Genomic DNA, 21,976 nt, shown 5'->3' with positions numbered 1-21,976 from the left:
CCTGCCCTGTGATGGGGAATCGCCTGTCCACACTCCTGCCTACACTGGCCCGACGCAGCCCCGATCCGAAGGAGCACCGCAGTGGAGACCACCCCGCACCAGAACGTCACCTTCCCCTCGGCCGGGGGCCGGGCCCACGGCTACCTGGCGCTGCCGGCCGCCGGCCGCGGTCCCGGCGTGCTCGTGATCCAGGAGTGGTGGGGGCTCACCGACCACATCCGGGACGTGGCGGACCGGCTCGCCGCCGAGGGCTTCGTGGCCCTGGCCCCCGACCTCTACGGCGGGTCCATCACCCACGACGGCGAGGAGGCCGCCGAGATGATGTCCCGGCTGCCCGAGGAGGAGGGCGTGCGGCTGCTCGCCGGCTCCGTCGACTTCCTGCTCGGCCACGAGGCCGTCACCAGCTCCACGGCGGGGGCGATCGGCTTCTGCATGGGCGGCGGGTTCGTCCTGGCCCTCGCCGCCGACCAGGGCGGGCGGATCGGCGCCGCGGTGCCGTTCTACGGTGTCGGCCAGGGCGTGCCGGACGCCTGCCACGGGGTGCGCGCGGCGGTGCAGGGCCACTACGGCCGCGAGGACTCGTCCTACCCGGTCGAGAAGGCGCAGGCGCTCGAGGAGCAGCTCCGCCGCGAGTCCTCTGCACCCGTGGTCGAGTTCCACTACTACGACGCCCCGCACGCCTTCCACAACGACCGGAACCGGGCGAACCACCGCCCCGACGCCGCGGCCGCGGCCTGGGAGCGCGCGGTCGCCTTCCTGCGGGAGCACGTCCGGTAGCCGACGACGAGGGCTGTCCCCCGACCCGCCCACAAGGGGAAACGTCCTGCTGCGGGGGTTGTTACCAGGATGTAGGAAACGGTGGCGCCCGGCGTCGGGCGTGGTGGAACTGGGGCTTTGCGGAGGCAAATGCGTGGCCGGGCGGTGGAACGGCGCTCCGTAGTTTTGGAGTCAACAACCCACCGCAGCGCACCACCGAAGAAGGGCTCCTCCCATGACCGCCACCGCCGTCGCCACCGTCTCCCGCCCCCGCCGCTACCGCGTCCTCGTCCCCCTCGCCGGCCTCGCCGCCGCCGCCGCGCTCGCCGTGGGCTCCGGGGCGGACTTCACCTCCAACTCGGTGAACTCGTCCAACGCCTTCAGCACCGGCTCGCTGACCCAGACGAACTCCAAGGCCGGCAGCGCGGTGTTCGATCTCGCCAACATGAAGCCCGGTGACACCCTCAACGGCTCGGTCACCATCAAGAACTCCGGCACGCTCGGCGCCGGCTTCAAGCTCACGGAGACCGCGACCAACGGCTTCACCACCAAGTCCAACCTCAAGCTCACGATCACCGAGTCCGGCTCCACCGCGCCGGTGTGGACCGGCACCTTCGGCGAGCTCACCGCCGCCGGCCCGCTGACGCTGGGCGACTGGGCTCCGGGCCAGGCCAAGACGTTCGTCTTCAGCGTCACGCTCGCCCAGTCTGCGGACAACACCGAGCAGGGCAAGACCGCCACCGCCACCTACAGCTGGGACGCCGTGCAGGCCACGGGCACCACCACCAACCAGTGATCCACCCGGCGGGGCCGGCCCTGACGTGCGGGCCCCGCCGTCTTCGTTCGACACGACCGCGGGCGTGCGCCCGCAGCAGGAGGACACCGTGCGTGCTGTGCGGATCGCGGTCCGGACCGCCTCCCGGGTGCTGCTGAACCTGGCGGCACTCGTGGTGCTGGCCCTGGCGCTGGCCATGCTCGTGCCCGGTGCGCTGGGCTACGAGCGCTACGTCATCACCGGCGCGTCGATGTCCGGGACCTTCGAGAAGGGCGCCCTGGCCATTGAGAGCGCGGTGCCGGTGGCGGACCTGGCCGTCGGCGACGTCATCACCTATCTGCCGCCGCCGGACTCCGGGCTCACCGAACTGGTCACCCACCGCATCCTCACCGTCGAGGAGTCCGAGAGCGGGCCCGTGTTCCGGACCCAGGGCGACGCCAACGCCGACGCCGACCCGTGGACCTTCCAGCTGCCCGGTCCCAACCAGGCCCGTCTGGACCACGCCGTCCCCCACCTCGGCTGGGTGTTCATCGCCCTGTCCGAACCGCAGGTCCGGCAGCTCGTCATCGGCGTGCCGGCCGGGCTCATCGCCCTCCGCTGCGCGATCGAGGTCGTGCAGGTCCTGCGCCGGCCCCGGCCCCGCACCGAGACCCCCCAGCCGTCTGCCGCCACGGCGCGGAAACACCTCGGCGGCCCGCCGAGACGCCCCGTCCCGGGCCGGAGGACCGCCGCCGCGGTCTGACCCGCGGCGGCACGGCATGCCGTATGCCCTGCCGCGGAGGTGTTGCCGAACTGTGGAACTGCGAACGGCCTCTGTTCCCCGGCTGTTGCCACCGGCTCTCTAGCGTGGGAACCGACCACCCGGTCCTCGCCCACACCGACCTCGACCCACGCTTCGGGAGCCACTGATCGCCATGACCGCACGAACCGCCGCGACCGCCGTTCTCGTCGTCGTGCTCGGTCTGCTCCTGGGCCTCAGCAGCACCGCCGAGTTCTCCTCCGCGTCCTTCACGAGCCGCTCGGCCAACCCGCAGGGCACCGTCCGGGCCGCCGCGGACTGGACCCCGCCCACCACGTCTCTCACCCCTCCGGGCGCAATCCTGGCGGGCTCGGTCGTCCTCACCGCGTCCGCCGCAGACGCCGAGACCGGGATCGACACCGTCGCGGTCCAGTACCGCTCGGCCTCCGGAGGCGAGTGGCGCACGGTGTGCACCACCGCCTCTGCCCCCTACCGCTGCACGTGGAGCACCCCCGGTGTCGTGGACGGCTCCTACGCGCTGCGCTCCGTGGCGACCGACCGGGCCGGGTACTCGGCGGTCTCCGCCGTGGCGACCACCGTGGTGGACAACACCGGGCCCGTCGTGACGATGATCGATCCCGGCACGCTCCTCGGCGGCACCCGGACCTTCGAGGCCACCGCGGCCGACCCCGGCGCCGGTGTGCAGAAGGTGGTCCTCCAGTACGCCCCGAGCGGCTCGAGCACCTACCGGGACCTGTGCACCGCGACCGCCGCCCCCTACTCCTGCCGCTACGACACCCGGCAGCTGCCCGACGGCCGCTACGACCTCCGGGCGGTCGCGACCGACCGCGCCGGCAACGCCACCACCTCCGCGGTGGTCGCGAACCGGGAGGTCGAGAACCCGGTCAGCACCGTCACCCTGGCCGCCCCGAAGACCTACCTGTCCGGCGGCACCACGCTGAGCGCCACCGCTGCCTCCACCGCGGGGGTGCAGGCGGTCCGCTTCCAGTACGCCCCCGCCGGCACGACCACCTGGAGCACGGTGTGCACCGACACCACCGCGCCGTACAGCTGCGCCTGGACCACGACCGGTGTGGCAGACGGCGCCTACGACCTCCGCGCGGTCCTGGTGGACAGCAAGGGGCGGGAGACCGCCTCGGCGTCCGTTCCCGAACGGCACGTGCTCAACACCGTGGTCCGCGGCGTGGACGTCCAGGCAGCTAACGGGGGCAGGGCCGGCACGATGGACGCCGGGGACACGATCACCTACACCTACAGCCACCTCGTGGACCTGAACACGATCAGCACCGGGTGGGACGGCAGCGCACTGGCGACCGCGCTGAACATGCAGAGCGGCTGGTTCGCCGACAGCAGCATCACCGTGGCCGGCTCCGCCCGGGCCGATTCCGTGGGCTCCGTGAACCTGGGCGCCGACTACCTCTCGGTCTCGACGAGCGCCCGGTTCGACGCCACCATGACGGCGGAGGCGGTCGTCGTCGACGGCCGTCCGCGCACGGTGATCACCGTGACACTGGGCCAGAGGACGGGCGGCGGCACGCCGAGCACGAACAGCACGCCGACGATGGCCTGGACGCCCAGCACCGCCGTCAAGGACCTCGCCGGCAAGGCCGTGTCGTCGGCAGCGGTCAACGAGACCGGCGCCGCGGACGGGGACTTCTGATGCGCCGTCCGCGCGCCCGCCGGGCCACCGCCGTGGCCGCGGTGCTGCTCGCCGCAGTCCTCGCCGTCCAGGCCGTGCTCATCCGGGACGAGGCCGCCTACCTGAGCGTGCTGCTCTTCGCCGGTGCCGCACTGGGCGTCGTGGGCGCCGTGCGCTTCCGGCTCCGCGGCTGCTTCGCGGCCCGCTTCACCCTGGTGCTCGTGGCGGCGCTCGTGCTCTTCGGGGAGGGCCTGCTGGCGGCGCTCGGTCTGCCCGGGCTCGGTCACGCGGGCGCACGGACCGGCCTCACGGTGACGGGAACAGCGGCGATGGCGGGCGCCGTCGTCGTCCTGGTGGGCCTGCGGCCGAAACATGACGCGGGACACCGGACAGTCCCATGAGAATGGATATGCTTTTGCAATGGTCCCCAGCATCCTCCTGGTGGAGGACGACGACGGCATCGCCCTCCCCCTGACCCGCGCCCTCGAGCGGGAGCAGTACGCCGTGGAGCGGGTGAGCACCGGCCAGGCCGCCCTCGTGAGCGCCGCCACCGGACGGTTCTCCCTGGTGGTCCTCGACCTCGGGCTGCCGGACGGGGACGGACTGGACGTGTGCCGGCAGGCCCGCGAGGACGGCTACACCGGGGCCGTGCTCATCCTCACCGCCCGCGGCTCGGAGATCGACCGGGTGGTCGGCCTCGACGTGGGCGCCGACGACTACATGGCCAAACCCTTCAGCCTGGCCGAGCTGCTGGCCCGCGTCCGGGCGCTGCTGCGCCGGCAGAACGGCCCGTCCACCGCTCCCGTGCCGCAGCCGCAGACCGCCCCGGGGCTGCGGGTGGACCCGCGGTCCCGGCAGGCCTTCGTGGCCGACACGGTCCTGCCGGTCACCGCCAAGGAGTTCGACGTGCTGGCCGAACTGGACGGTGTCCGCGGGGACGTGGTCACGCGGGAGCACCTCATGGACCGGGTGTGGGACGAGAACTGGTTCGGCTCCACCAAGACCCTCGACGTCACCGTGGCCCGGCTGCGGCACAAGCTGGCCGACTCCGGGGCGCCGGCCCAGATCGTCACCGTGCGCGGGATCGGCTTCCGGCTCGAGGACGGCCCGCCGGATGCGTGACCGGCTGATCACGGCGCTCGTCGGTCTGGCGATCGCCGTGATCGTCCTGTACGGCGGCCCGCGGGCCTACATGGTGGCCGAGCAGGCACGGACCACCGTGGTCCAGCAGACCGAGCGCTCCGCGGACCTGATCGCAGCCGTGCTCACGGAGCGCTCGCGCGGCGGTGGACCCGTCGACGAGGACCTGGACGCCCTCGTGCACGACGGGGAGGTCCTGGTCCACCGAGGTGCGGACGGCCGGATAGTGGCGTCGGCGGGCGAGGCCGAGGGCCACGCCGCGGACGTGGTGGCGACCCGGCGGCTGCCGGACGGCAGCGCCCTGGAGCTGACCCGCTCCGGTGCGGCGGTGAGCGAGCGGATCACCGATGCCGTGATGCCGATCGTGCTCATCGGCCTGGGGGTCGTGGTCCTGGCCGTCCTCGCCGCGGTGGTGCTGGCCCGCGGGCTGGCGCGGCCCTTCCAGCGGCTGGCCGACGCCGCCCGCCGGCTGGGGGACGGGACCTTCAGCCTGCCGCCGATGGACTCCACGCTGCCCGAGGCCCGGGCCATCGGGGTGGCGCTGCAGACCAGCTCCCGGCAGCTCGAGGCCCTCCTGCACCGCGAGCGCCAGTTCGCCGCCAATGCCTCCCACCAGCTGCGGACCCCGCTCACCGCCCTGCGCCTGGAGCTCGAGGACCTCACCTACTGGCCCGAGACCGCCCCCGCGGTGTCCGAGCAGCTCCACCGGGCGCTGGGGGAGCTGGACCGGCTCAGCGGGACGGTGACCGAGCTGCTGGAGCACTCCCGCGGCCGCCGTCTGGAGCGCCCGGTGCCCGTGGACCTGGCGCTGCTCACCGCCGAGACCGCCGCGCGCTGGGACCGGCAGGCCGGTGCGGCGGGCCGCACCGTCACGGCGATGGCACCGCGTCCCGCCCGCGTCCGCACGCATCCCGGGCTGCTGCAGCAGATCCTGGACGTGCTCATCCACAACGCCCTGCGGCACGGCCGCGGAGTCGTGCGCGTACGGGCCAGGGATGCCCGCACGCACTGGGCGATCACGGTCCAGGACGAGGGAGACCGACCCGCGGGCCCGGGCATCTTCGACCGCCACGTCAGCACCGGGGAAGGGGGCGAGGGCATCGGGCTGACGGTCGCCGCCGAGCTCGCCGAGTCCCTCGGCGGCAGCCTCACCCTCGAGTCCGTCCCGACCACCACGTTCCTGCTGCGGCTGCCGGCGGCACCGTCGACCTGAGCCGACGCCCAGCCACTGCCGGTCGCGGTGACAGCTCCGGCACAGCCTGCCGTGCCAGGCTCGGCCCCGGAGCACGCCCCAGACCACCCAGGGAGAACCGATGACGCAGACGACCACCCGGACCATGACGCGCACCGCGACCGCCGTGCTCACCGCGGCACTGGTCGCCCTGGCGGTGGTGCTGCAGCAGCCGGAGCCCCTCACCGCGGCACTGCTCGTCGTCGTCCTCGGCACCGGGTGGGACCTGCGCCTGACCCGGGAACTGGCCCGGGTGCGGGTCCGCCCCTGACCCCACCGCCCCGAGCACGCCGGGCGCCCGAGCACCGAGGAGTCCCCATGACCGAGATGTGGCCCGTGGTCCACGCCGAGCGCCGGGCGCTGATCCGGGACCTGGAGGACCTCCCGGCGCGGCAGGGGGCGACCCCCTCGCTGTGCCCCGGCTGGGACGTCCACGACGTCCTGGCCCACCTCGTCGACGACGCGCGGACCACGCGCCTGGGCTTCCTCCGCCGCCTCGCGGCCGCCCGCTTCGACTTCGACCGCTGCAACGCCAGCGGCGTCGCGCGGGAGCGCCGAGCGGATCCGCGGGACACGCTGGCCGCGTTCCGCGCGGTGAGCGGCCGCACCACGAGTGCGCCGGCGGCGCCGGCCACCCGGCTGGTGGAGGCGTTCGTGCACGGGGAGGACATCCGGCGCCCGCTCTCGCTCACCCGGGACCGCCCGGCCGGACCGGTCGCCGAGGCCCTGCGCCACCAGTTGCGGACCAGCACGAAGCTCGGCGGCGGGAAGGAGCGGGCGGCGGGCCTGCGGCTCGTGGCCACCGACGCCGACCTCGACGCCGGGACCGGCCCGGAGGTGCGCGGCGGCGTCCTCGCGCTGCTGCTGGCGGTGTCCGGGCGCCCGGTCGGCCCGGAGGAGCTCACCGGCCCCGGAGCGGCGGCACTCGTCTCCTGAGCGCTCGCCGTTCCGGACGGCCCCCGATGCAGTCTTGTGACGGCCCCGCACTGTGATCCTTGACACTTCGCCCCGGATGTCCCTACTCTCCTAACACGTGTCAGGAACCTGACACGTGTTAGTTCAGCAGAGTGAGGACACGCGGATGACTGCAGCGAGCAGCATGACCCGTCGCGCGCTACTGGGGGTCGGGGGCGTCGCCCTGGCCGGGGCCACCGTCGGGGCGTGGCCGCGCCTGACCGCCTCCGACATCCCCGGTCGCGGGGATGACGTCCTGACGGTGGCGATCCAGGGCACGTCCCAGGACGCCGCGAAGCGCCAGCAGCTGGTGGACGAGTTCCGGGCCGAGCACCCGGACATCCCGGTGCGGATCCAGGCCGTCCAGAGCGCCGACTGGGGCGACTTCTTCTCCAAGATCCTCACCATGGTCGCGGCCGGCCAGGCGCCGGACCTGGTGTACGTGGCCACGGAGGGCACCCAGCTGTTCGCCGACCGGCTCGCGGTGCCCCTCGACAGCTTCGTCCAGCGGGACGCCGCCACGATGGGCGAGTACTTCCGCGACGTGCACCCCAGCCTCGTCGAGGCCTTCATGTACAAGGGGAACCTGTACCAGCTGCCGCTGGAGTTCAACGCGGCCAACATGTACCTCAACACGGCGGCGCTGCGCCGGGCCGGGGCGGAGCGGCCCGCCGACGACTGGACCAAGGACGACTTCACGGGGCTCATGCGCGCCATGCAGCGCTCCAACGAGGGCTCCTTCCGCCCCTACTACTGGACGAACCGCCTGTTCGGCGGTGTGGTCCCCTGGCTCTACGCCAACGGCACCAGCTTCCTCACCGAGGAGAAGGCGCCGGGCGGCGGATGGCTGTGGAACGGCTTCTACGGGGACCACCCGGCGGGTGCCGACCGCAGCGGCGGCTACCTGTGGACGGGCTCCAACGTCCGGGACGAGCGGGTCACGGAGACGTTCGACTACCTGCGGGAGCTCGTGCAGGAGGGCCTCGGCGTGCGCCCCGAGGAGGGCGGCGGCAACGCCCTGATCGGCCTGTTCGCCTCCAACCGCGTGGGCGCCACCCCGGCCGGCGGGTACTGGGCGCAGGGGCTGAACGAGGCCGGGATGGGGCCGGAGGCCTTCGACGTGCAGTTCTTCCCGCGCTGGCGCACGCAGCGGCACCAGTTCGGCGGTGCCGGCTACGCGCTGATGAAGACCTCGGAGCGCAAGGACCAGGCGTGGGAGTGGATCAAGTTCACGGCCCGCAAGGAGTCGATGCAGCTGGCCACCCCCCACCCGAACACCACGCCGAGCCGGCGCTCCATGGTCACCGCGGACTTCTACCGCGGGGCCGGTCCCGAGCACTGGCAGGTCTTCTACGACACGCTGGACCGCTTCCCCAGCACCGGTCCCATTCCCGCCCCGCCGCAGCAGGCCGCCGTCGAGTCCGCGCTCATGAAGAACGTGGCGGTCGCCATGGGCGGCGGCGCCGGCCAGATGACCTCGGCCCTCGACCGGCTCGACACCGAACTCGCTCTCATCCTCGGGGAGGACTCATGACCACCATCGCACCGGCACCGGACGTCGCCCGGACCACGGTCCCCGCACCGGCGCCGCCGCCGCGGCGGACCCGCTCCCGGGCCGAGGGGTGGATGACCGTCGTCTTCCTGGCCCCCACCGTCATCGGGATGGGCGTCTTCACGGTGCTGCCCATCCTGGCCTCCGTGGTGCTGGCCTTCTTCCAGTGGGACATCATCTCCGCGCCCGAGTTCGTGGGGCTGCGCAACTTCACCGAGCTCGTCACGGACCGGACCGTGCGGGTCTCCTTCCTCAACACGATCGTGTTCGTGGTGGTCGCGGTGGCTCTGCAGCTGTCCCTCGCGATGACCCTCGCGGTGCTGGTGCAGGGGAAGATGCCGAGCTGGTTGCGGCTGTTCTTCCGCTCCACGTTCTTCTTCCCGCTCATCCTCTCCGCGGCCAGCGTCTCGATCTTCATGCGCTACATGTTCAACGAGCAGTTCGGCGTCGTGAACTGGCTCCTCACCAATGTCGGCCTGCCCGCGGTGCCCTGGCTGACCACCACGACCGGGGCCTCGCTCGTGGTGGTGCTCGTCTACGTGTGGCAGAACTTCGGCTTCACGTTCCTGATCCTGCTGGGCGGGATCGCGTCCATCCCCAAGGAGCTCTACGAGGCGGCCGACCTCGACGGCGCCAAGGGTTGGTCCAAGTTCCGCAACGTGACCCTGCCCCTCGTCAGCCCGACCCTCCTGGTGGCGTCCGTGACGGCGATCATCACGGCGCTGCAGGTCTTCGACCAGCCCTACGTGCTCACCCGCGGCGGCCCCGGGGACTCGACCCGCTCCGCCGTGATGGTCGTCTACCAGACGGCGTTCCAGCAGCTGGAGTTCGGCAAGGCGTCCGCCATCGGCCTGGTGCTCATGGTGCTCATCATGCTCGTCACCCTGGCGCAGTTCCGCCTCTCCCGGCGCTACGTCCACTACCAGTGAGCTCTCCCGACCGACGAAGGACCACCTCATGTCTGCACCTGCTCACACCCCGTCCCGGGCGGCCGGCTCCGCGCCCCGCCGTCGTCGGCGCCGGGGGCTGCCCACCCCGGGACGCGTCGCCGGCTTCCTCTTCCTGATCGTCGCCGCCGTCGCGGTCCTGGGACCCGTCATGTGGACCCTGTCGACGTCGCTGCGAAGCCCCAGCGAGGCGTTCGACCTCCCGCCCAAGTTCTTCCCGACCGACCCGGACACCACGGCCTACGCCGAGGTCGCCCGGCAGATCGACCTGGTGCGGCTCGTCCTCAACAGCGCGCTGGTCACCGCCCTCATCGCCGCCGGGCAGATGCTGACGGCGGCCATGGCCGGGTACGTCTTCGCCCGCATGCGCTTCCGGGGCTCCGGGCTGATGTTCGGCGTGGTCCTGGCCACCATGATGGTCCCGGTCCAGGTGACGATCGTGCCCGTGTTCATGCTGGTCCGCGGCATGGGCCTGGCCGACACCCTCCTGGCGCTGATCATCCCGGCCATCCCCACCGCGTTCGGCACGTTCCTGATGCGCCAGTACTTCATGGGGCTGCCGAACGACTTCGCGGAGGCCGCCGCCCTGGACGGGGCGAGCCCCTGGCGGACCTTCTTCTCCATCTACGCCCCGCTGTCCCTGCCGGGCATGGCCATCGTGGGCATCCTGGCGTTCAACTACCACTGGAACGAGTTCTTCCGGCCCCTCATCCTGACCATCTCGGAGCAGAACTTCACCCTCCCCCTGGGCCTCGTGTCCCTGCAGGGGAACCTGGGCACGGGCTCCATCTCCGTGGTCCTGGCGGGCGTCGTGATCTCCATGATCCCCGCACTCATCGTCTTCGTCTTCGGGCAGCGCTACCTGCGCGAAGGCCTCACCGCAGGAAGCAGCAAATGACCCTCTCTCCCAGCACCGCCTCCGCCGTCCTGCCCATGAGCCGGGCCTTCCCCCGCACCCACCCCCGGCCGGCCCGGGGCTGGCTCAACGACCCCAACGGGCTGTGCCGGGTCGACGGCACCTGGCACGTGTTCTTCCAGTACAACCCCGGCTCCGCACGCCACGACGCCATCCAGTGGGGGCACCTGTCCTCACCGGACCTGGTGACGTGGCAGGAGGAGCCGGTGGCCCTGCGCCCGCAGCAGCACGGCCCCGACGCGTTCGGCTGCTGGTCCGGGGTGCTCACCGTCGACGACGGGCGCCCGGTGGCGGTCTACAGCGGTGTCGAGGCCGGCGACAACCGGTCCCGCGTGACGCTGGCCACCGGCTCGGAGGACCTGCGGTCCTGGCGGCAGGAGGGCGTCACGGCGGCGGGGATGCCCGAGGACCCCGACGTCGTCGCGGTGCGCGATCCGTTCCTCTTCCGCTGGGCGGGGCGGCGGTACGCCCTCCAGGGCGCGGGGCTGGCCGACGGCCGGGCGGCGATCCTGCTCTACGACGCCGCCGACCTGGCGCACTGGACCTACCTGGGCGTGTGGCTGACCTCGGACCACCCCGTGCTCAGCGCTGACCTCGACGCCTCGATCTGGGAGTGCCCCCAGATCTTCGAGGTGGTCGAGGGCGAGGTGTCCCGCTGGGTGCTGATCGTCTCCCGGTGGATGCGCCAGGAGGACGGGTCGGGCCGGCTGCAGGACGTGCGCTACATCGTCGGGCACATGGACGCGGACCCCGATAACGACAACGACAACGACGACGACGGGGCCCGGGCCCGGGGAGCCGCCCCCCGCTTCACCCCCGAGGCCTGTGGCGCCGTGGACACGGGGCCGGCCTTCTACGCGCCCCAGGTGCTGGCCCTGGAGGACCGCACCCTCCTGTGGGGCTGGTCGTGGGAGACGCGGCCGGAGGAGGTCAGCGACGAGGAGGGGTGGGCCGGTCTGCTCACCTGGCCGCGCGAGCTCCGCCTGGACGGCGACGTCCTCGTCGCGGCCCCCGCAGCCGAGTGCGCGGGGCACCGGCGCGAGCCCCTCGAGCCGGCGTCCGCGGACGGGACGGTCGAGCTGCCGGACGCCGCCGAGCTCCGCGCCACGGGCCCGGACGCCGCCGTGCGCCTGCTGCTGCGCGGTCCCGCCGGCGAGCGCGAGGTCTGGTCGGGGCGCGCGGCGACGGTCGTGGTCGACGGCTCCCTGGTGGAGGTCTACGCGCAGGACGGGCCCTCCCACACCCTCCGGGCCTATCCGCAGGACGGCGAGACCTGGTGCGCGGCGGTCGAGCCGGGCGCGGTCACCGGGTGGGCGCTGGGCCCGTCGACGCCCTGACGATCAGCGGGCAGTCGATGCGCTCCACCGCGGGCGGGACCTCGACGCCGTGGAGCTGCTCCAGGAGCAGCTCCACGGCGCGCGCCCCGATCCGCAGGTGCGGCAGGGCTACGGTCGTCAGCGCGGGGACGAGCTGGTCGGCCACGCTCTGCTGGTCGTCGACCCCCACGAGGGAGAGGTCCTCCGGGACCCGCAGGCCGGACGCCGCCGCGCAGAGCAGCACGCCCGTGGCGGTGCGGTCGTTGGACGCGAGGACCGCCGTCGGCGGCTCGGGCAGGGCGAGCAGCCGCTGCGCCGCCCGGTAGCCGTCCTGGATCTCCCAGCCGGTCGGCTCGACCGTGAGCCGCAGGCCCTCGCGGCCGAACTCCGCGCAGGCCGCCTCGAAGCCCTGCCGGCGCAGCGGCGTGGCCGGCGAGTCGGACGTGCCGGTCAGCAGGGCGATCCGGCGGTGCCCCAGGCCGAGCACGTGCTCGGTGGCACGGCGCATCCCGGTCACCTCGTCCGGGATCACCGCGGCGAGCCGTTCCTGCGGGTCGTAGCAGTTGGCGAGCACCGCGGGGCGGTGCAGCAGCGCCACGGGCGGGTCCAGCTCCACGAGGCCGCCCGTGGCGTAGACCAGCCCGTCGACGTGCCGGTGGATCAGGGCCTCGGCGAGCTCGAGGTCGCGCCCCGGCACCCCTTCCGTGTCGGCCACGGTGAGCACGTAGCCCGCCGGGCGGGCGACGGAACCGGCGCCGCTGATGATCCGGCCGGCGAAGGGACTGGTCACGATCTCGTCGGTGATCACGCCGATGGTGTTGGTGCGCTGGCTCTGCAGGGCGACCGCCACCGCGTTCGGCACGTAGCCCAGCCGCTGCACGGCCTCCCGGATCCGCTGCTGGGCGGTGGGCGAGACGTTGCCGTCGGCGTTGTTGTTGAGGACCATCGAGACCGCGCTCCGGGAGACCCCGGCCTCGCGCGCGACATCGGCGGCAGTGGGGTTGCGGGCCATGTTCCTCCGGCGGTAGCACCGGTCTCGAACCGGGTCGGTGTGCGGCCCCCAGTCTATCGGGGACGCCCCGCCCGGGGCCGGGGGCTCAGCGGACGAGGGTGAAGAGGATGCCGCTGATGGCCACGAGCCCGGCGACGGTCACGAACACGTTGGAGAGCTGCCCCCGGTAGGGCGCCAGCGCCGGGATCCGGCGCACGGCGTACATCGGCATCAGGTACAGGATCACGGCGATGACGGGCCCGGCCAGGGACTCGATGAGGGACAGGATGCTCGGATTGAGCACCGCGGCCGCCCACGTGGTGAGGAAGATGAAGACCGCGATCCCCCGGCGCAGCGTCCGGTCCTGCGGCTGCCGGATCCGGGCGGGGAGCATGCTGCGCACGATCCCCGCCGCGCCCTCGCTGGCGCCCAGGTAGTGGCCGAAGAACGAGGAGACGATCGCCACGACCGCCACGGCGGGGCCGAGGTAGCCGATCCAGGGGTTGTCCTGCACGTTGGCCAGGTGGGAGAGCACCGGGAGGTTGGCCTCGCGGGCCTCCTGCAGCCCGGTGGTGCCCAGGGACAGGACGCAGGACCAGACGAAGCCCATGGTGAACAGCACCAGCAGGACCGTGGTGCGGCGCAGCACGCGGGACGCCGCCGCGGGCGCGTCCGTCCCGTGCTCGCGCTGCATCGCCAGGGAGAACTGGGAGATCGCGGGGGAGTGGTTGAACGCGAACACCAGCACCGGGATGATCAGCCACACCGACAGCGTGAGCTCGCCGGCGGACGGCACCACGGCGAGGTCGCCCACCTGCCAGGTGGGGACGAGGTAGATCGTCACCCCCAGCAGGGCGAGGATCAGCGGGTAGACCAGCCACCGGGTCACCGCGAGCATGAGGCGCTGACCGGCGACCATGACCAGCATCATCAGGGCGATCAGCACCCCGGAGAGCAGCACGCGGGGCACCTGCGGCAGGCCCAGCTGGTTGACCAGCAGGCTCTCGACCGTGTTGGTGATGCCCACCCCGTAGATCAGGACGATGGGGTAGATCGCGAGGAAGTACAGGACGGTGATCACCCGCCCGGCGCCCTCCCCGAAGTAGTCGCGGGCCACGACCGTGATGTCCTCGCCCTTCCGCGGCGAGGCGCAGACGAAGCGTGCGAGGGCCCGGTGGGACAGGTAGGTCATCGGCCCGATGAGGACCGTCACCACGAGCAGCGGCCACAGGCCGCCGGCCCCCGCGTTGATCGGGAGGAAGAGGATGCCCGCGCCGATGGCGGTGCCGAACAGGCCGAGCATCCAGCCGGTGTCGACCGCGGAGGGCCGGCTCCGGGCACCGGGTGCCGTGGCCGAGCGGTCCGGGGCGGGGTTCGTGGTCGTCGGCGTGGTCGTGGGGGAGGGAACAAATTCTGCGTCGGCGGAGATCGTCCGCGGGGCAGGGGAGCGCGACATGGTGGTCCTCGCTGGGTGCACATGGGGTGGACCTCAGGGACGATACCAGCCGGACCGCGTCCCTCCGGGCCTCGGGCGGCGTCACTCCCGGGCAGCGGCACCCGCGCCCCGGAACCGCCGCCGGGACGACGACGGAGCGTCGGTGGGTCAGGACCGGCACCTCGGTGCCGGCGGGTCAGTGCTGTCGCAGGGGGCGTCCCACGATCCCGGTGGACACCGCGAAGTACGCGGCCGCCGCGAACAGCAGCGTGGCCCACCCGTAGGCCTGGGACCCCAGGGCCAGGACGGCGCCGTTGGCGACGAACAGCATGACGGCTGCGACCGTCAGCCACTGCGCCACCTGATTTCCGCGAACCTCTCGAACCCCTGCCACTGTCTTCCCCTTCGTCGATCGCCTCCCGCCTGCGACCGCAGCCGGGATGAGGCCAAGTTAGGTGCCTTTCGGGACATATGTCAGTCGACTTAAGTCCAGACCTCGTGGGAGCCGCGCCAACATCGGGCCTGGTCAGGGGCAACAGGCGAACATGACGAAAGATGGCGCGGCCTGCGTCCAGGAACAGGGGCCGGCACGGGAAGGGGCGGGGACGTGGTATCCACGTCCCCGCCCCGGTCCTTCCGGTGTGCTGCCGTCTACGGCGCCGCGGGCACCGCACCGGCGTCGGCGCCCGGCACGGCCTGCTCGGCGGCCGCGCCGGCGCCCGGCTGGACGGTGTCGGTCTGCCCGCTCTCCGACTCCTGGCCGCTCGTGTCCGGGAGGGTGCCGCCGGTCGTGGTGTCGTCCTCGGTCACCGCTCCGTCCGTGGGGGCGACCTCGCCCGGAACGACTCCACCCGGGGCCACGGTGACCTCCGCGTCGGGGACGGTCCCCTCGGCAGGGGCCACCTCGCCGGTGCCGGCGGCCGGGTCCTCGACCGGGGCGGGGGCAACGTCGCTGCGCACGGAGACCGACTCGCTGCCGGTCACGGTGCGCTGGATCGTGCCCGTGCCCCCGGAGAGCTCGGTGCCGGTGAGCGCCTGGATGCCGAAGATCGCCGCGACCGCGAGGCCGAGGACGGCGCCGGTGGAGACCAGGACGGGCTTCAGGCGCGGGCGCAGGGCGGTCCAGCGGCTGCCGGCGGCCACGGCGGTGCTGCCGTCCGACTCGGAGGAGTCCAGGCCGGGGCGGGCGAGCACGCGCTGGGCCACGGTGGTCTTCACCTTCTTCAGGCCGCGGCGGCTCTTCTCGAGCGAGGTCGAGTAGATGACGATGGCGATGCCGGAGACGATGCTGGTCAGTGCGGCGCCGAGGACGGTGCCGGCGACGCTGAGGTGGCCGCCGATCACGGACATGGTCGCGGCGGTGGCGGCGCCGGCGAGCAGGCCCGGGATGTTCAGGGCCGGGCTCTTCTTCTCGGACTGCTCCTCGGCCGGTGCCTGCGGATGGTCCTCGGCCGCGGGGGCCTCGGTGCGTGGTTTTTCCAGAGTCATGCTGTCCTGCTTCGGTTGCGGGGAAGGGGGTGCTGATCCCCGCGACGATGCTCGGGCCAGCCTTCCCCATTATCCGGACTGACCTGGGAAAGCACAGGCCGAGTGGGAACTCTCACACCTTGCGGTCCCCTGTGGGCGCAACGTGGCGTCAAAGGCCCAGGTCACCGTCCGGTCCGCTCCGGGCGCCCGGACCGCCGGGCGCCGGGGGCGGCCCGGCCGCCGTGGCCGGCGCGGCGGGCGGGCCCAGGTGCCGCCGCCCGTACGCCTTGCCGGCCTGGACGACGGCGACCAGCAGCACCAGCAGCAGCGCCGCGGCGGCGACCGGGACCGCGTCGACGGGCAGGGTGTAGGCCATGACCGCTCGGGCGCCGGTCCCGATCAGGAAGGCGGCTCCCCAGCCCGCGGTCATCGCCCGGAAGATCCGGCGGAACACCGGGTCCTGCTCCCAGCCGTGCCTCCAGCGGGTGGCGGCCTCGGCGGGCATCAGAGCCACGGTGGCGTCGAAGAGCGCGGACCGGCCGCCGGCGAGACTCGTCAGCAGCCACGCGCCCAGCAGTGCGGTGAGCCAGCCGCCCAGGGCCATCAGCAGCCGGGCGTCGGCCGTGATCAGCCCCACGGCGGTGTTGAGGGCCAGCACGGACAGGGTGAAGGCCCCGAGCCGGTCCAGCCGGCGGGTGCGGGCCGCGGCGCCCAGCACGCGCAGCAGCGGGGCGAGCCCGCCGAGCACCAGCGCCACCCAGGGCTCCGCCCCGGCCAGTCGCAGTCCGTAGTACAGGGCGAAGGGCAGGCCCAGGCCTGCGCCCAGCAGTCCCACCAGCGGGTGACGCCGGCAGCTCACCGGCGTTCCGCCCGGGACCGCACCGCCGCTCGGGACCGCACCGCCGTCCGGGGCCGGCGACGGCGCAGGGTTCCGGTCCGGTGGTGTCCCGGCAGGGGGAACGGTCGGCCGCGGGATGGGGTCCGGGACGCTCACAGCGCTCTCCTCAGGGTCTCTTCCGGGTCGCGAGCCCGATCACGGAGACGAGCTCGCGGGTGTAGGTGCCCAGGTCGAAGTCCGGGTCGGTGACCAGCCGCCCGGAGGCGGTGTCGATCGCCCCGCGGACGAGGATCGCCAGGGCATGGGCGTCGAAGTCCCGGAAGGCCCCGGTCTCCTGCCCGTCGCGCAGCAGGCGCTCCAGGTGGGCCAGCACCGGGTCGGCCCCGGACGGGGTGAACCGGGGGGCGCCGTCCGGGGCGCGCAGGTTCATCACGATCTCGGTGACCGCCCGGAGGTCCGCCGGATGCCGGCCCAGGAAGGCGAGGTTCGCCTCCACGTAGGCGGTCAGCACCGCCGAGGGGTCGGTCTCGGCGTCGGTGCGGGCCGCGATGGCGGCCCCGGCGCGGCGGTAGACGTCGATCACCACCTGGGCCAGCAGCTCGTCCTTGGACGTGAAGTAGTAGGAGACCACGCCCTTGCTCACGCCGGCGCGGCGGGCGATCTCGGCCAGGGAGGCCCGCCCGTACCCGGACTCGGAGATGGCCTCGATCGCACACGCCAGGATCTGGGCCCGGCGGGCCGTCTCCGTGAAGGTCGGGGAGTCACCCGAGGCCTCGTTTGACCGCATGGTCAAAATATAGGCCGCGCGGTCAACCCGGGAAAGGGGAGGGCCGAGTGTGACGCCCCGCGGTCGGGACAGGACTCGTCACACCGTCTGAGAGGTCGGAGAGGGAAGAGGGCGTGTCCCGAGCAGGGTGAACGCAGTGGGCCGCCGTGCCCGCGCGAGGGCGAGGGGCGTCTCGCCCGCGAAGCACCGCACCTCCCGGGTGAGGTGGCTCTGGTCCGAGAGGCCGTGCCGAGCGGCGAGCGCCCCGAGACTCCGGCTCCCCAGCTCCGCGTGCAGGCGCTCGAACCGGATGATCTGTGCTGCGACCTTGGGCGGGACCCCGGTCACCTCGTCGAAGCGCGCGCGCACGTGCCGCACGCTCCAGCCCGAGCGCCGTGCCAGATCCGCGATCCGCGCCTGTCCGCCCGTCTGCTGGAGCTCCGACCACGTCCACTCCACCAGGGCATCGGCCGGTGCCCCGGACCCGGCGAGCCGCACCAGTTCGTCGACCACGATCGCGAAACGCTGGGACCAGCCCGGCGCCTCGGCGAGCCGGTCGGGCAGGTCGTGGCCCCATCGCGGCACCAGGTCCGCCAGTGGCAGGACGTGCCCGGCGGTCTCCCGGCCCGGCACGCCCAGCAGCCGGCAGGCGCCCGGTGGGGTCAGATAGACCTGCACGGAGGCGTGCCGGTCGAAGAAGACCGTGCGCACCGGACCGGGCATCAGCCCGGCGAGGAAAGCACCGTGAACCGTCTCCGCTGCCGCCGGAAGCGCCCGGACGTGCAGCGGTGAGGTGAAGGAGATCTCCAGCACCAGGAAGCTGCCGACCGGCTGCACCCGGGACCGTCCTCCCGGCGGAGCGAGTTCGTCGAAGCCCACGATCCCCGCCACCAGCCCCCGCAGCGGAGGCGGAACGGCCTGCCGGAGGACCGTCGGTGCGGACCCGCTCACGTCTGCCCTCTGTGCCGTGCCGCTTTCTTCAAGACCCCCTCGGCCCCGGAGTTCTACCGTCGGAGGAGGACGAGGAGAGGACCCCACGATGGGCGCGCTGGTCATGATCGAGTTTCTGACGGTCGACGGAGTCATGCAAGGGCTGGGGTCACCCGGGGAGGACCCGGAGGGCGGGTTCGTGCACGGCGGCTGGGGTGCCCCCTATGCCGGGAGCGTCCATCAGGTCACCGCATCCGCGGGGTTCGCGAGGACCTCGAGCTACCTCTTCGGGCGCCGGACCTACGAGAAGATGGCCGCGTTCTGGCCCCACCAGCCGGCCGACAACCCCGTGGCCGCGCATCTGAACGCCACCCCCAAGTACGTGGCCTCCCGGACCCTGACCGAGGCCGCGTGGCCGGGGACACGGATCCTCTCGACGGACGTCGTCGACGCCGTGCGCGGGCTGAGGGCGGGCGAGGACGGGGACATCGCCGTGCTGGGCAGCGGCGTGCTCTGCCGGGAGCTGCTCGCGGAGGACCTGGTCGACGAGATCCGGCTGTTCGTCCACCCCTTGCTGCTCGGATCCGGCAAGCGGCTGTTCGGCGAGCTGCCGGTCCCACGCCGGCTCGCGCTGAGATCGGTCGCCAGGACGGACCTCGGGACCGTCGCGCTCGTCTACGGCACACGGGCGTGAGCGGCCCGTCATGATGGGGACCTGAGGCCGATCGACCTCACCTGTCCATGGGAAAGAGCTCACACAGGAGGAACTCATGATCACGAACGTCGCGGCGGCGGTGCTGTACGTCGGCGACCAGGACGAGGCCCTGGCGTTCTACCGGGACACCCTGGGATTCGACGTCGTCACGGACGCCGACATGGGCGGGGGCGCTCGCTGGATCGAGGTCAGGCCCCCCGGCGCGCAGACGTCCATCGTCCTGTCGGCGGCCTCGGCCTCCGGCAAGGATCCCGGCGAGGGCGCCCACCTGACCTTCACCGCCGACGACGTCGCGGCGACCGTGGCGGAGCTGCGCTCCAGGGGTGCCACGGTGTCCGATCCGGTCAGCGAGCCGTGGGGGACCTACGCCACCGTCGAGGCGCCGGACGGACACCGGCTGCAGTTCCACGAGCGTCCGGGCCGCTGACGACCGCCGTGCACTCCCTCCCGGTCGGCCCGGGCTCATCCGGCGAGGGCGAGAGCGAGGACGCCGACCCCGAGGGCGAGATCGAGGGCACCGCACCACTCGGCCAGCGATCGCGAGACCACCTCGTGGCGGTGCCAGTGCACCAGGTCCCACGCGGCGTGGCCGATCAGGCCGGCAGCGACCAGCACGCGCCCTGCCTCCGGGGAGAGCCAGAGCGCACCGAGTGCGAGCGCCATGAACCCGACGGCGGCGAACGGCTGCCAGCGATAGGCCCCGGGCCGCGAGAAGGTGCCACGGACCGCGCCGCCGACGACGGCGCCCAGCACGACCGCGGTCATGGCGGCCAGTTCGACGACCGGCCCCGCCCCGGCGAGCCGGGCCGTGACCACGAGGACGACCAGGACGGCGAGCACCGGCCAGGACCAGCGGGGACGGACGAGCACGGCGATCACCACGTACCCCGTCGTCGCCAGCACCAGCACCAGGAGCACGGCTGTGACACTGCGCGGGTCGTCGGTGGCGAGGTTGAACGCGGCGAACGCCAGGCCGAGGACCGCGGGCCACCGCCGTGCGATCGCCAGGACGGGTCGGGGCGCCGACGATGTCGGTGCCGGAGCGGAGAGGGTTGCGGACGGAGACCGGTGGTTCATGCCACGAGGGTAGGAGCGGCCGGACGTCACTCTTCGGACCCGTCCTCCGCTGCGTCCGGAATCCTGGGATACTCGTCCCACACCGGGTGACAGGGGAACCTGATGGCTGATCGTGCCACGGCGGTGATCGCCTACGACGGGGCGGAGCTGCTCGACATCGCCTGCATCACCACGCCCCTGGCCCTGGCCAACATGATCGGCCGGCCGCGCGACCCCTACCGGGTGCAGGTGCTGAGCCTGCGCGGGGTCCCGATCCGCTGCGAGACCGGTCTGACCCTGCAGGCGGACGGCGCCCTCGAGCACGTGCTCGGACCGGTCGACACGATGATCGTGACCGGCGGCCTCGGCCACCACCGCGCCGCCGACGCCGAGCCCCTCCTGCGGCACGTGCGGCGCCTCGCGGCCACGAGCCGGCGGGTGGCCTCCGTGTGCACCGGCGCCAGCGTCCTGGCCGCCGCCGGGCTGCTCGACGGGCGGCGCGCCACCACGCACTGGCGCTTCGCCGCCGACCTCGCCCGCCGCTATCCGCAGGTCGAGGTCGACCCGGACCCGATCTACATCCGCGACGGGCGGATCGCCACCGCCGCCGGGGTCACCAGCGCGCTGGACCTGACCCTGTCCTTCATCGAGGACGACCACGGCGTGCCGCTGGCCCGCCAGGTGGCCCGCAACCTCGTGACCTACCTGCAGCGGCCGGGCAACCAGGCCCAGATGAGCCTGTTCACCGGCGTCTCCGGAGGAGGCAACGACGTGGTGCAGCAGGCGATCGGGTTCATCACCACCCACCTGGACGCGGACCTGTCCACCGCGGCCGTCGCCGACCACGTCGGGGTCAGCCCCCGCCACCTCACCCGCCTCTTCGACGCGCACCTGGGCCTGCCGCCGGCCCGGTTCGTGCGGGAGGCCAGGACCGACGCCGCCGCCCGGCTGCTGGAGTCCAGCTCGTTGCCGGCGGCCGCGATCGCCCAGCGGTGCGGGTTCGGCTCCGCCGAGGCCCTGCGGCAGAGCTTCGTGGGCCGGTACGCGATCTCGCCCACCGACTACCGGGCCCGCTTCAGCCGCCCGCCCCGGGCCGCGCCCGCGTCCTGACCGCGTGCCCGGTGCGGGCCACGCTCAGGCCCCGCTCACCGCAGCGGCAGCCGCATGAGCACGCGCGGGAAGCCGTTGAGGACCGAGGTGGTGTCGGCGGCCTGGGTGAAGCCGGCGCGCTCGAACATGGCGCGGGTGCCGACATAGGCCATCGTGGTGTCGACCTTCCGGTCCCCGTTGTCCACCGGGTAGCCCTCGACGGCCGGCGCGCCGTGGCCGCGGGCGTGCTCCACGGCGCCCTCGAGCAGCGCCTGGGCCACACCCCGGCCCCGCTGGCCGCCGCGCACCCGGAAGCACCACACGGCCCAGACCGGGAGGTCGTCGACGTGCGGGATGCGCCTGCTGTGGGCGAAGGAGTGCAGCTCGGCCCGCGGGGCCACGCCGCACCAGCCGACCACCGTCCCGCCGTCGTAGGCGAGGACGCCCGGCGGGATCGGCCGGGCGCACAGCTCCTGGACCCTCTGCGCCCGTTCCCGCCCGGTCAGCGCGCGGTTCTCCTTGGAGGGGAGCCGGTAGGTGAGGCACCAGCAGACCGCCGAGTCGGGGTTGCGGGGGCCCAGGACGGTGGCGACGTCGTCGAACCTCTCGCTGGTCGCCGGTCGGATCGTGAACGCGGTGGAAGTCATGATCGTTCCTCGCTGCTGGGCGGAGTGGCGCCGGCCGTGCTCTTCACCGAGGGAGA

25 protein-coding genes are annotated in these 21,976 nt (G+C 73.2%); 16 read left to right on the top strand and 9 right to left on the bottom strand.

What is annotated here, in order from left to right:
• Positions 1–81 precede the first annotated feature (81 nt).
• From ACP7CD_RS10135 to ACP7CD_RS10075, 13 genes are all read left to right on the top strand, one after another.
• A complete protein-coding gene (locus tag ACP7CD_RS10135) occupies positions 82–777 on the top strand; it encodes a dienelactone hydrolase family protein (protein ID WP_426120130.1) in 696 nt (231 codons plus the stop codon).
• A gap of 214 nt (positions 778–991) precedes the next feature.
• Positions 992–1,552, top strand: a complete 561-nt coding sequence (locus ACP7CD_RS10130; protein ID WP_251355516.1) for a CalY family protein — start codon at positions 992–994, stop codon at positions 1,550–1,552.
• A gap of 88 nt (positions 1,553–1,640) precedes the next feature.
• Positions 1,641–2,273 (top strand): signal peptidase I, encoded by a 633-nt coding sequence (locus ACP7CD_RS10125; RefSeq protein ID WP_426120129.1) that lies wholly within the window; start codon positions 1,641–1,643, stop codon positions 2,271–2,273.
• 172 nt (positions 2,274–2,445) lie between these two features.
• The gene (locus ACP7CD_RS10120; RefSeq protein ID WP_426120128.1) at positions 2,446–3,951 is read left to right on the top strand and encodes an Ig-like domain-containing protein; all 1,506 of its coding nucleotides are present in this window, start codon (positions 2,446–2,448) and stop codon (positions 3,949–3,951) included.
• Positions 3,951–4,331 carry a hypothetical protein gene (locus tag ACP7CD_RS10115; protein WP_035924531.1) on the top strand — a complete coding sequence of 127 codons (381 nt, stop codon included), beginning with the start codon at positions 3,951–3,953 and terminating at the stop codon, positions 4,329–4,331. The genes ACP7CD_RS10120 and ACP7CD_RS10115 overlap by 1 nt, the downstream gene beginning before the upstream one ends.
• 19 nt (positions 4,332–4,350) lie before the next feature.
• Entirely contained in the window at positions 4,351–5,052 is a 702-nt protein-coding gene (locus tag ACP7CD_RS10110; protein ID WP_035924534.1) for a response regulator transcription factor, read from the top strand.
• A complete protein-coding gene (locus ACP7CD_RS10105; protein ID WP_115163329.1) occupies positions 5,045–6,283 on the top strand; it encodes a sensor histidine kinase in 1,239 nt (412 codons plus the stop codon). The genes ACP7CD_RS10110 and ACP7CD_RS10105 overlap by 8 nt, the downstream gene beginning before the upstream one ends.
• A 100-nt stretch (positions 6,284–6,383) precedes the next feature.
• The gene (locus ACP7CD_RS10100) at positions 6,384–6,572 is read left to right on the top strand and encodes a hypothetical protein (protein ID WP_017834960.1); all 189 of its coding nucleotides are present in this window, start codon (positions 6,384–6,386) and stop codon (positions 6,570–6,572) included.
• A 47-nt stretch (positions 6,573–6,619) separates the two neighbouring features.
• Positions 6,620–7,237, top strand: a complete 618-nt coding sequence (locus ACP7CD_RS10095; protein ID WP_426120127.1) for a maleylpyruvate isomerase family mycothiol-dependent enzyme — start codon at positions 6,620–6,622, stop codon at positions 7,235–7,237.
• Positions 7,238–7,382: 145 nt separating this feature from the next.
• Positions 7,383–8,789 carry an extracellular solute-binding protein gene (locus ACP7CD_RS10090; RefSeq protein ID WP_176475267.1) on the top strand — a complete coding sequence of 469 codons (1,407 nt, stop codon included), beginning with the start codon at positions 7,383–7,385 and terminating at the stop codon, positions 8,787–8,789.
• Positions 8,786–9,736: a carbohydrate ABC transporter permease gene (locus tag ACP7CD_RS10085; protein WP_419720442.1), complete on the top strand. Its 951-nt coding sequence runs from the start codon at positions 8,786–8,788 to the stop codon at positions 9,734–9,736. The genes ACP7CD_RS10090 and ACP7CD_RS10085 overlap by 4 nt, the downstream gene beginning before the upstream one ends.
• Positions 9,737–9,764: 28 nt before the next feature.
• Positions 9,765–10,652 (top strand): carbohydrate ABC transporter permease, encoded by an 888-nt coding sequence (locus tag ACP7CD_RS10080; protein ID WP_095650109.1) that lies wholly within the window; start codon positions 9,765–9,767, stop codon positions 10,650–10,652.
• On the top strand, positions 10,649–12,007 hold the full coding sequence (locus tag ACP7CD_RS10075) for a glycoside hydrolase family 32 protein (RefSeq protein WP_272026488.1): 1,359 nt from the start codon (positions 10,649–10,651) through the stop codon (positions 12,005–12,007). The genes ACP7CD_RS10080 and ACP7CD_RS10075 overlap by 4 nt, the downstream gene beginning before the upstream one ends.
• Here the strand turns inward: ACP7CD_RS10075 and ACP7CD_RS10070 are convergent.
• The 7 genes from ACP7CD_RS10070 to ACP7CD_RS10040 all read right to left on the bottom strand — a co-directional run bounded on the left by ACP7CD_RS10070 (position 11,973) and on the right by ACP7CD_RS10040 (position 18,434).
• A complete protein-coding gene (locus tag ACP7CD_RS10070; protein WP_109269087.1) occupies positions 11,973–12,998 on the bottom strand; it encodes a LacI family DNA-binding transcriptional regulator in 1,026 nt (341 codons plus the stop codon). The genes ACP7CD_RS10075 and ACP7CD_RS10070 overlap by 35 nt on opposite strands.
• 85 nt (positions 12,999–13,083) lie before the next feature.
• Positions 13,084–14,433, bottom strand: a complete 1,350-nt coding sequence (locus ACP7CD_RS10065) for an HAAAP family serine/threonine permease (RefSeq protein WP_109244002.1) — start codon at positions 14,431–14,433, stop codon at positions 13,084–13,086.
• A gap of 175 nt (positions 14,434–14,608) precedes the next feature.
• The gene (locus ACP7CD_RS10060; RefSeq protein WP_017834952.1) at positions 14,609–14,773 is read right to left on the bottom strand and encodes a hypothetical protein; all 165 of its coding nucleotides are present in this window, start codon (positions 14,771–14,773) and stop codon (positions 14,609–14,611) included.
• 290 nt (positions 14,774–15,063) lie between these two features.
• Positions 15,064–15,900, bottom strand: a complete 837-nt coding sequence (locus ACP7CD_RS10055) for a hypothetical protein (RefSeq protein WP_109269089.1) — start codon at positions 15,898–15,900, stop codon at positions 15,064–15,066.
• 148 nt (positions 15,901–16,048) lie between these two features.
• Positions 16,049–16,738 carry a VC0807 family protein gene (locus ACP7CD_RS10050; protein WP_426120126.1) on the bottom strand — a complete coding sequence of 230 codons (690 nt, stop codon included), beginning with the start codon at positions 16,736–16,738 and terminating at the stop codon, positions 16,049–16,051.
• Positions 16,739–16,883: 145 nt separating this feature from the next.
• On the bottom strand, positions 16,884–17,504 hold the full coding sequence (locus tag ACP7CD_RS10045) for a TetR/AcrR family transcriptional regulator (protein ID WP_109269090.1): 621 nt from the start codon (positions 17,502–17,504) through the stop codon (positions 16,884–16,886).
• Between the two features lie 78 nt (positions 17,505–17,582).
• Positions 17,583–18,434 carry a helix-turn-helix domain-containing protein gene (locus ACP7CD_RS10040; protein WP_426120125.1) on the bottom strand — a complete coding sequence of 284 codons (852 nt, stop codon included), beginning with the start codon at positions 18,432–18,434 and terminating at the stop codon, positions 17,583–17,585.
• A gap of 88 nt (positions 18,435–18,522) precedes the next feature.
• On the opposite strand from ACP7CD_RS10040, the gene ACP7CD_RS10035 reads away from it, so the two are divergent.
• The gene (locus ACP7CD_RS10035; protein ID WP_426120124.1) at positions 18,523–19,107 is read left to right on the top strand and encodes a dihydrofolate reductase family protein; all 585 of its coding nucleotides are present in this window, start codon (positions 18,523–18,525) and stop codon (positions 19,105–19,107) included.
• Between the two features lie 76 nt (positions 19,108–19,183).
• Positions 19,184–19,555: a VOC family protein gene (locus tag ACP7CD_RS10030; protein ID WP_109269092.1), complete on the top strand. Its 372-nt coding sequence runs from the start codon at positions 19,184–19,186 to the stop codon at positions 19,553–19,555.
• 35 nt (positions 19,556–19,590) lie between these two features.
• On the opposite strand, the gene ACP7CD_RS10025 is transcribed toward ACP7CD_RS10030, so the two are convergent.
• Positions 19,591–20,205: a hypothetical protein gene (locus tag ACP7CD_RS10025; RefSeq protein ID WP_426120123.1), complete on the bottom strand. Its 615-nt coding sequence runs from the start codon at positions 20,203–20,205 to the stop codon at positions 19,591–19,593.
• A 102-nt stretch (positions 20,206–20,307) separates the two neighbouring features.
• On the opposite strand from ACP7CD_RS10025, the gene ACP7CD_RS10020 reads away from it, so the two are divergent.
• Positions 20,308–21,294, top strand: coding sequence for a GlxA family transcriptional regulator (locus ACP7CD_RS10020; protein WP_035923709.1), 987 nt, complete (start codon positions 20,308–20,310; stop codon positions 21,292–21,294).
• Between the two features lie 35 nt (positions 21,295–21,329).
• Here ACP7CD_RS10020 and ACP7CD_RS10015 read toward each other — a convergent pair whose 3' ends face one another.
• Positions 21,330–21,920, bottom strand: coding sequence for a GNAT family N-acetyltransferase (locus tag ACP7CD_RS10015; protein WP_017834942.1), 591 nt, complete (start codon positions 21,918–21,920; stop codon positions 21,330–21,332).
• Positions 21,921–21,976 lie beyond the last annotated feature (56 nt).

The organism is Kocuria sp. LHG3120, assembly GCF_049897445.1.
Taxonomy (GTDB): domain Bacteria; phylum Actinomycetota; class Actinomycetes; order Actinomycetales; family Micrococcaceae; genus Kocuria; species Kocuria rosea.
Note: the sequence above shows the minus strand (reverse complement) of the source record. Positions and strands in the feature narration are given on the sequence as shown.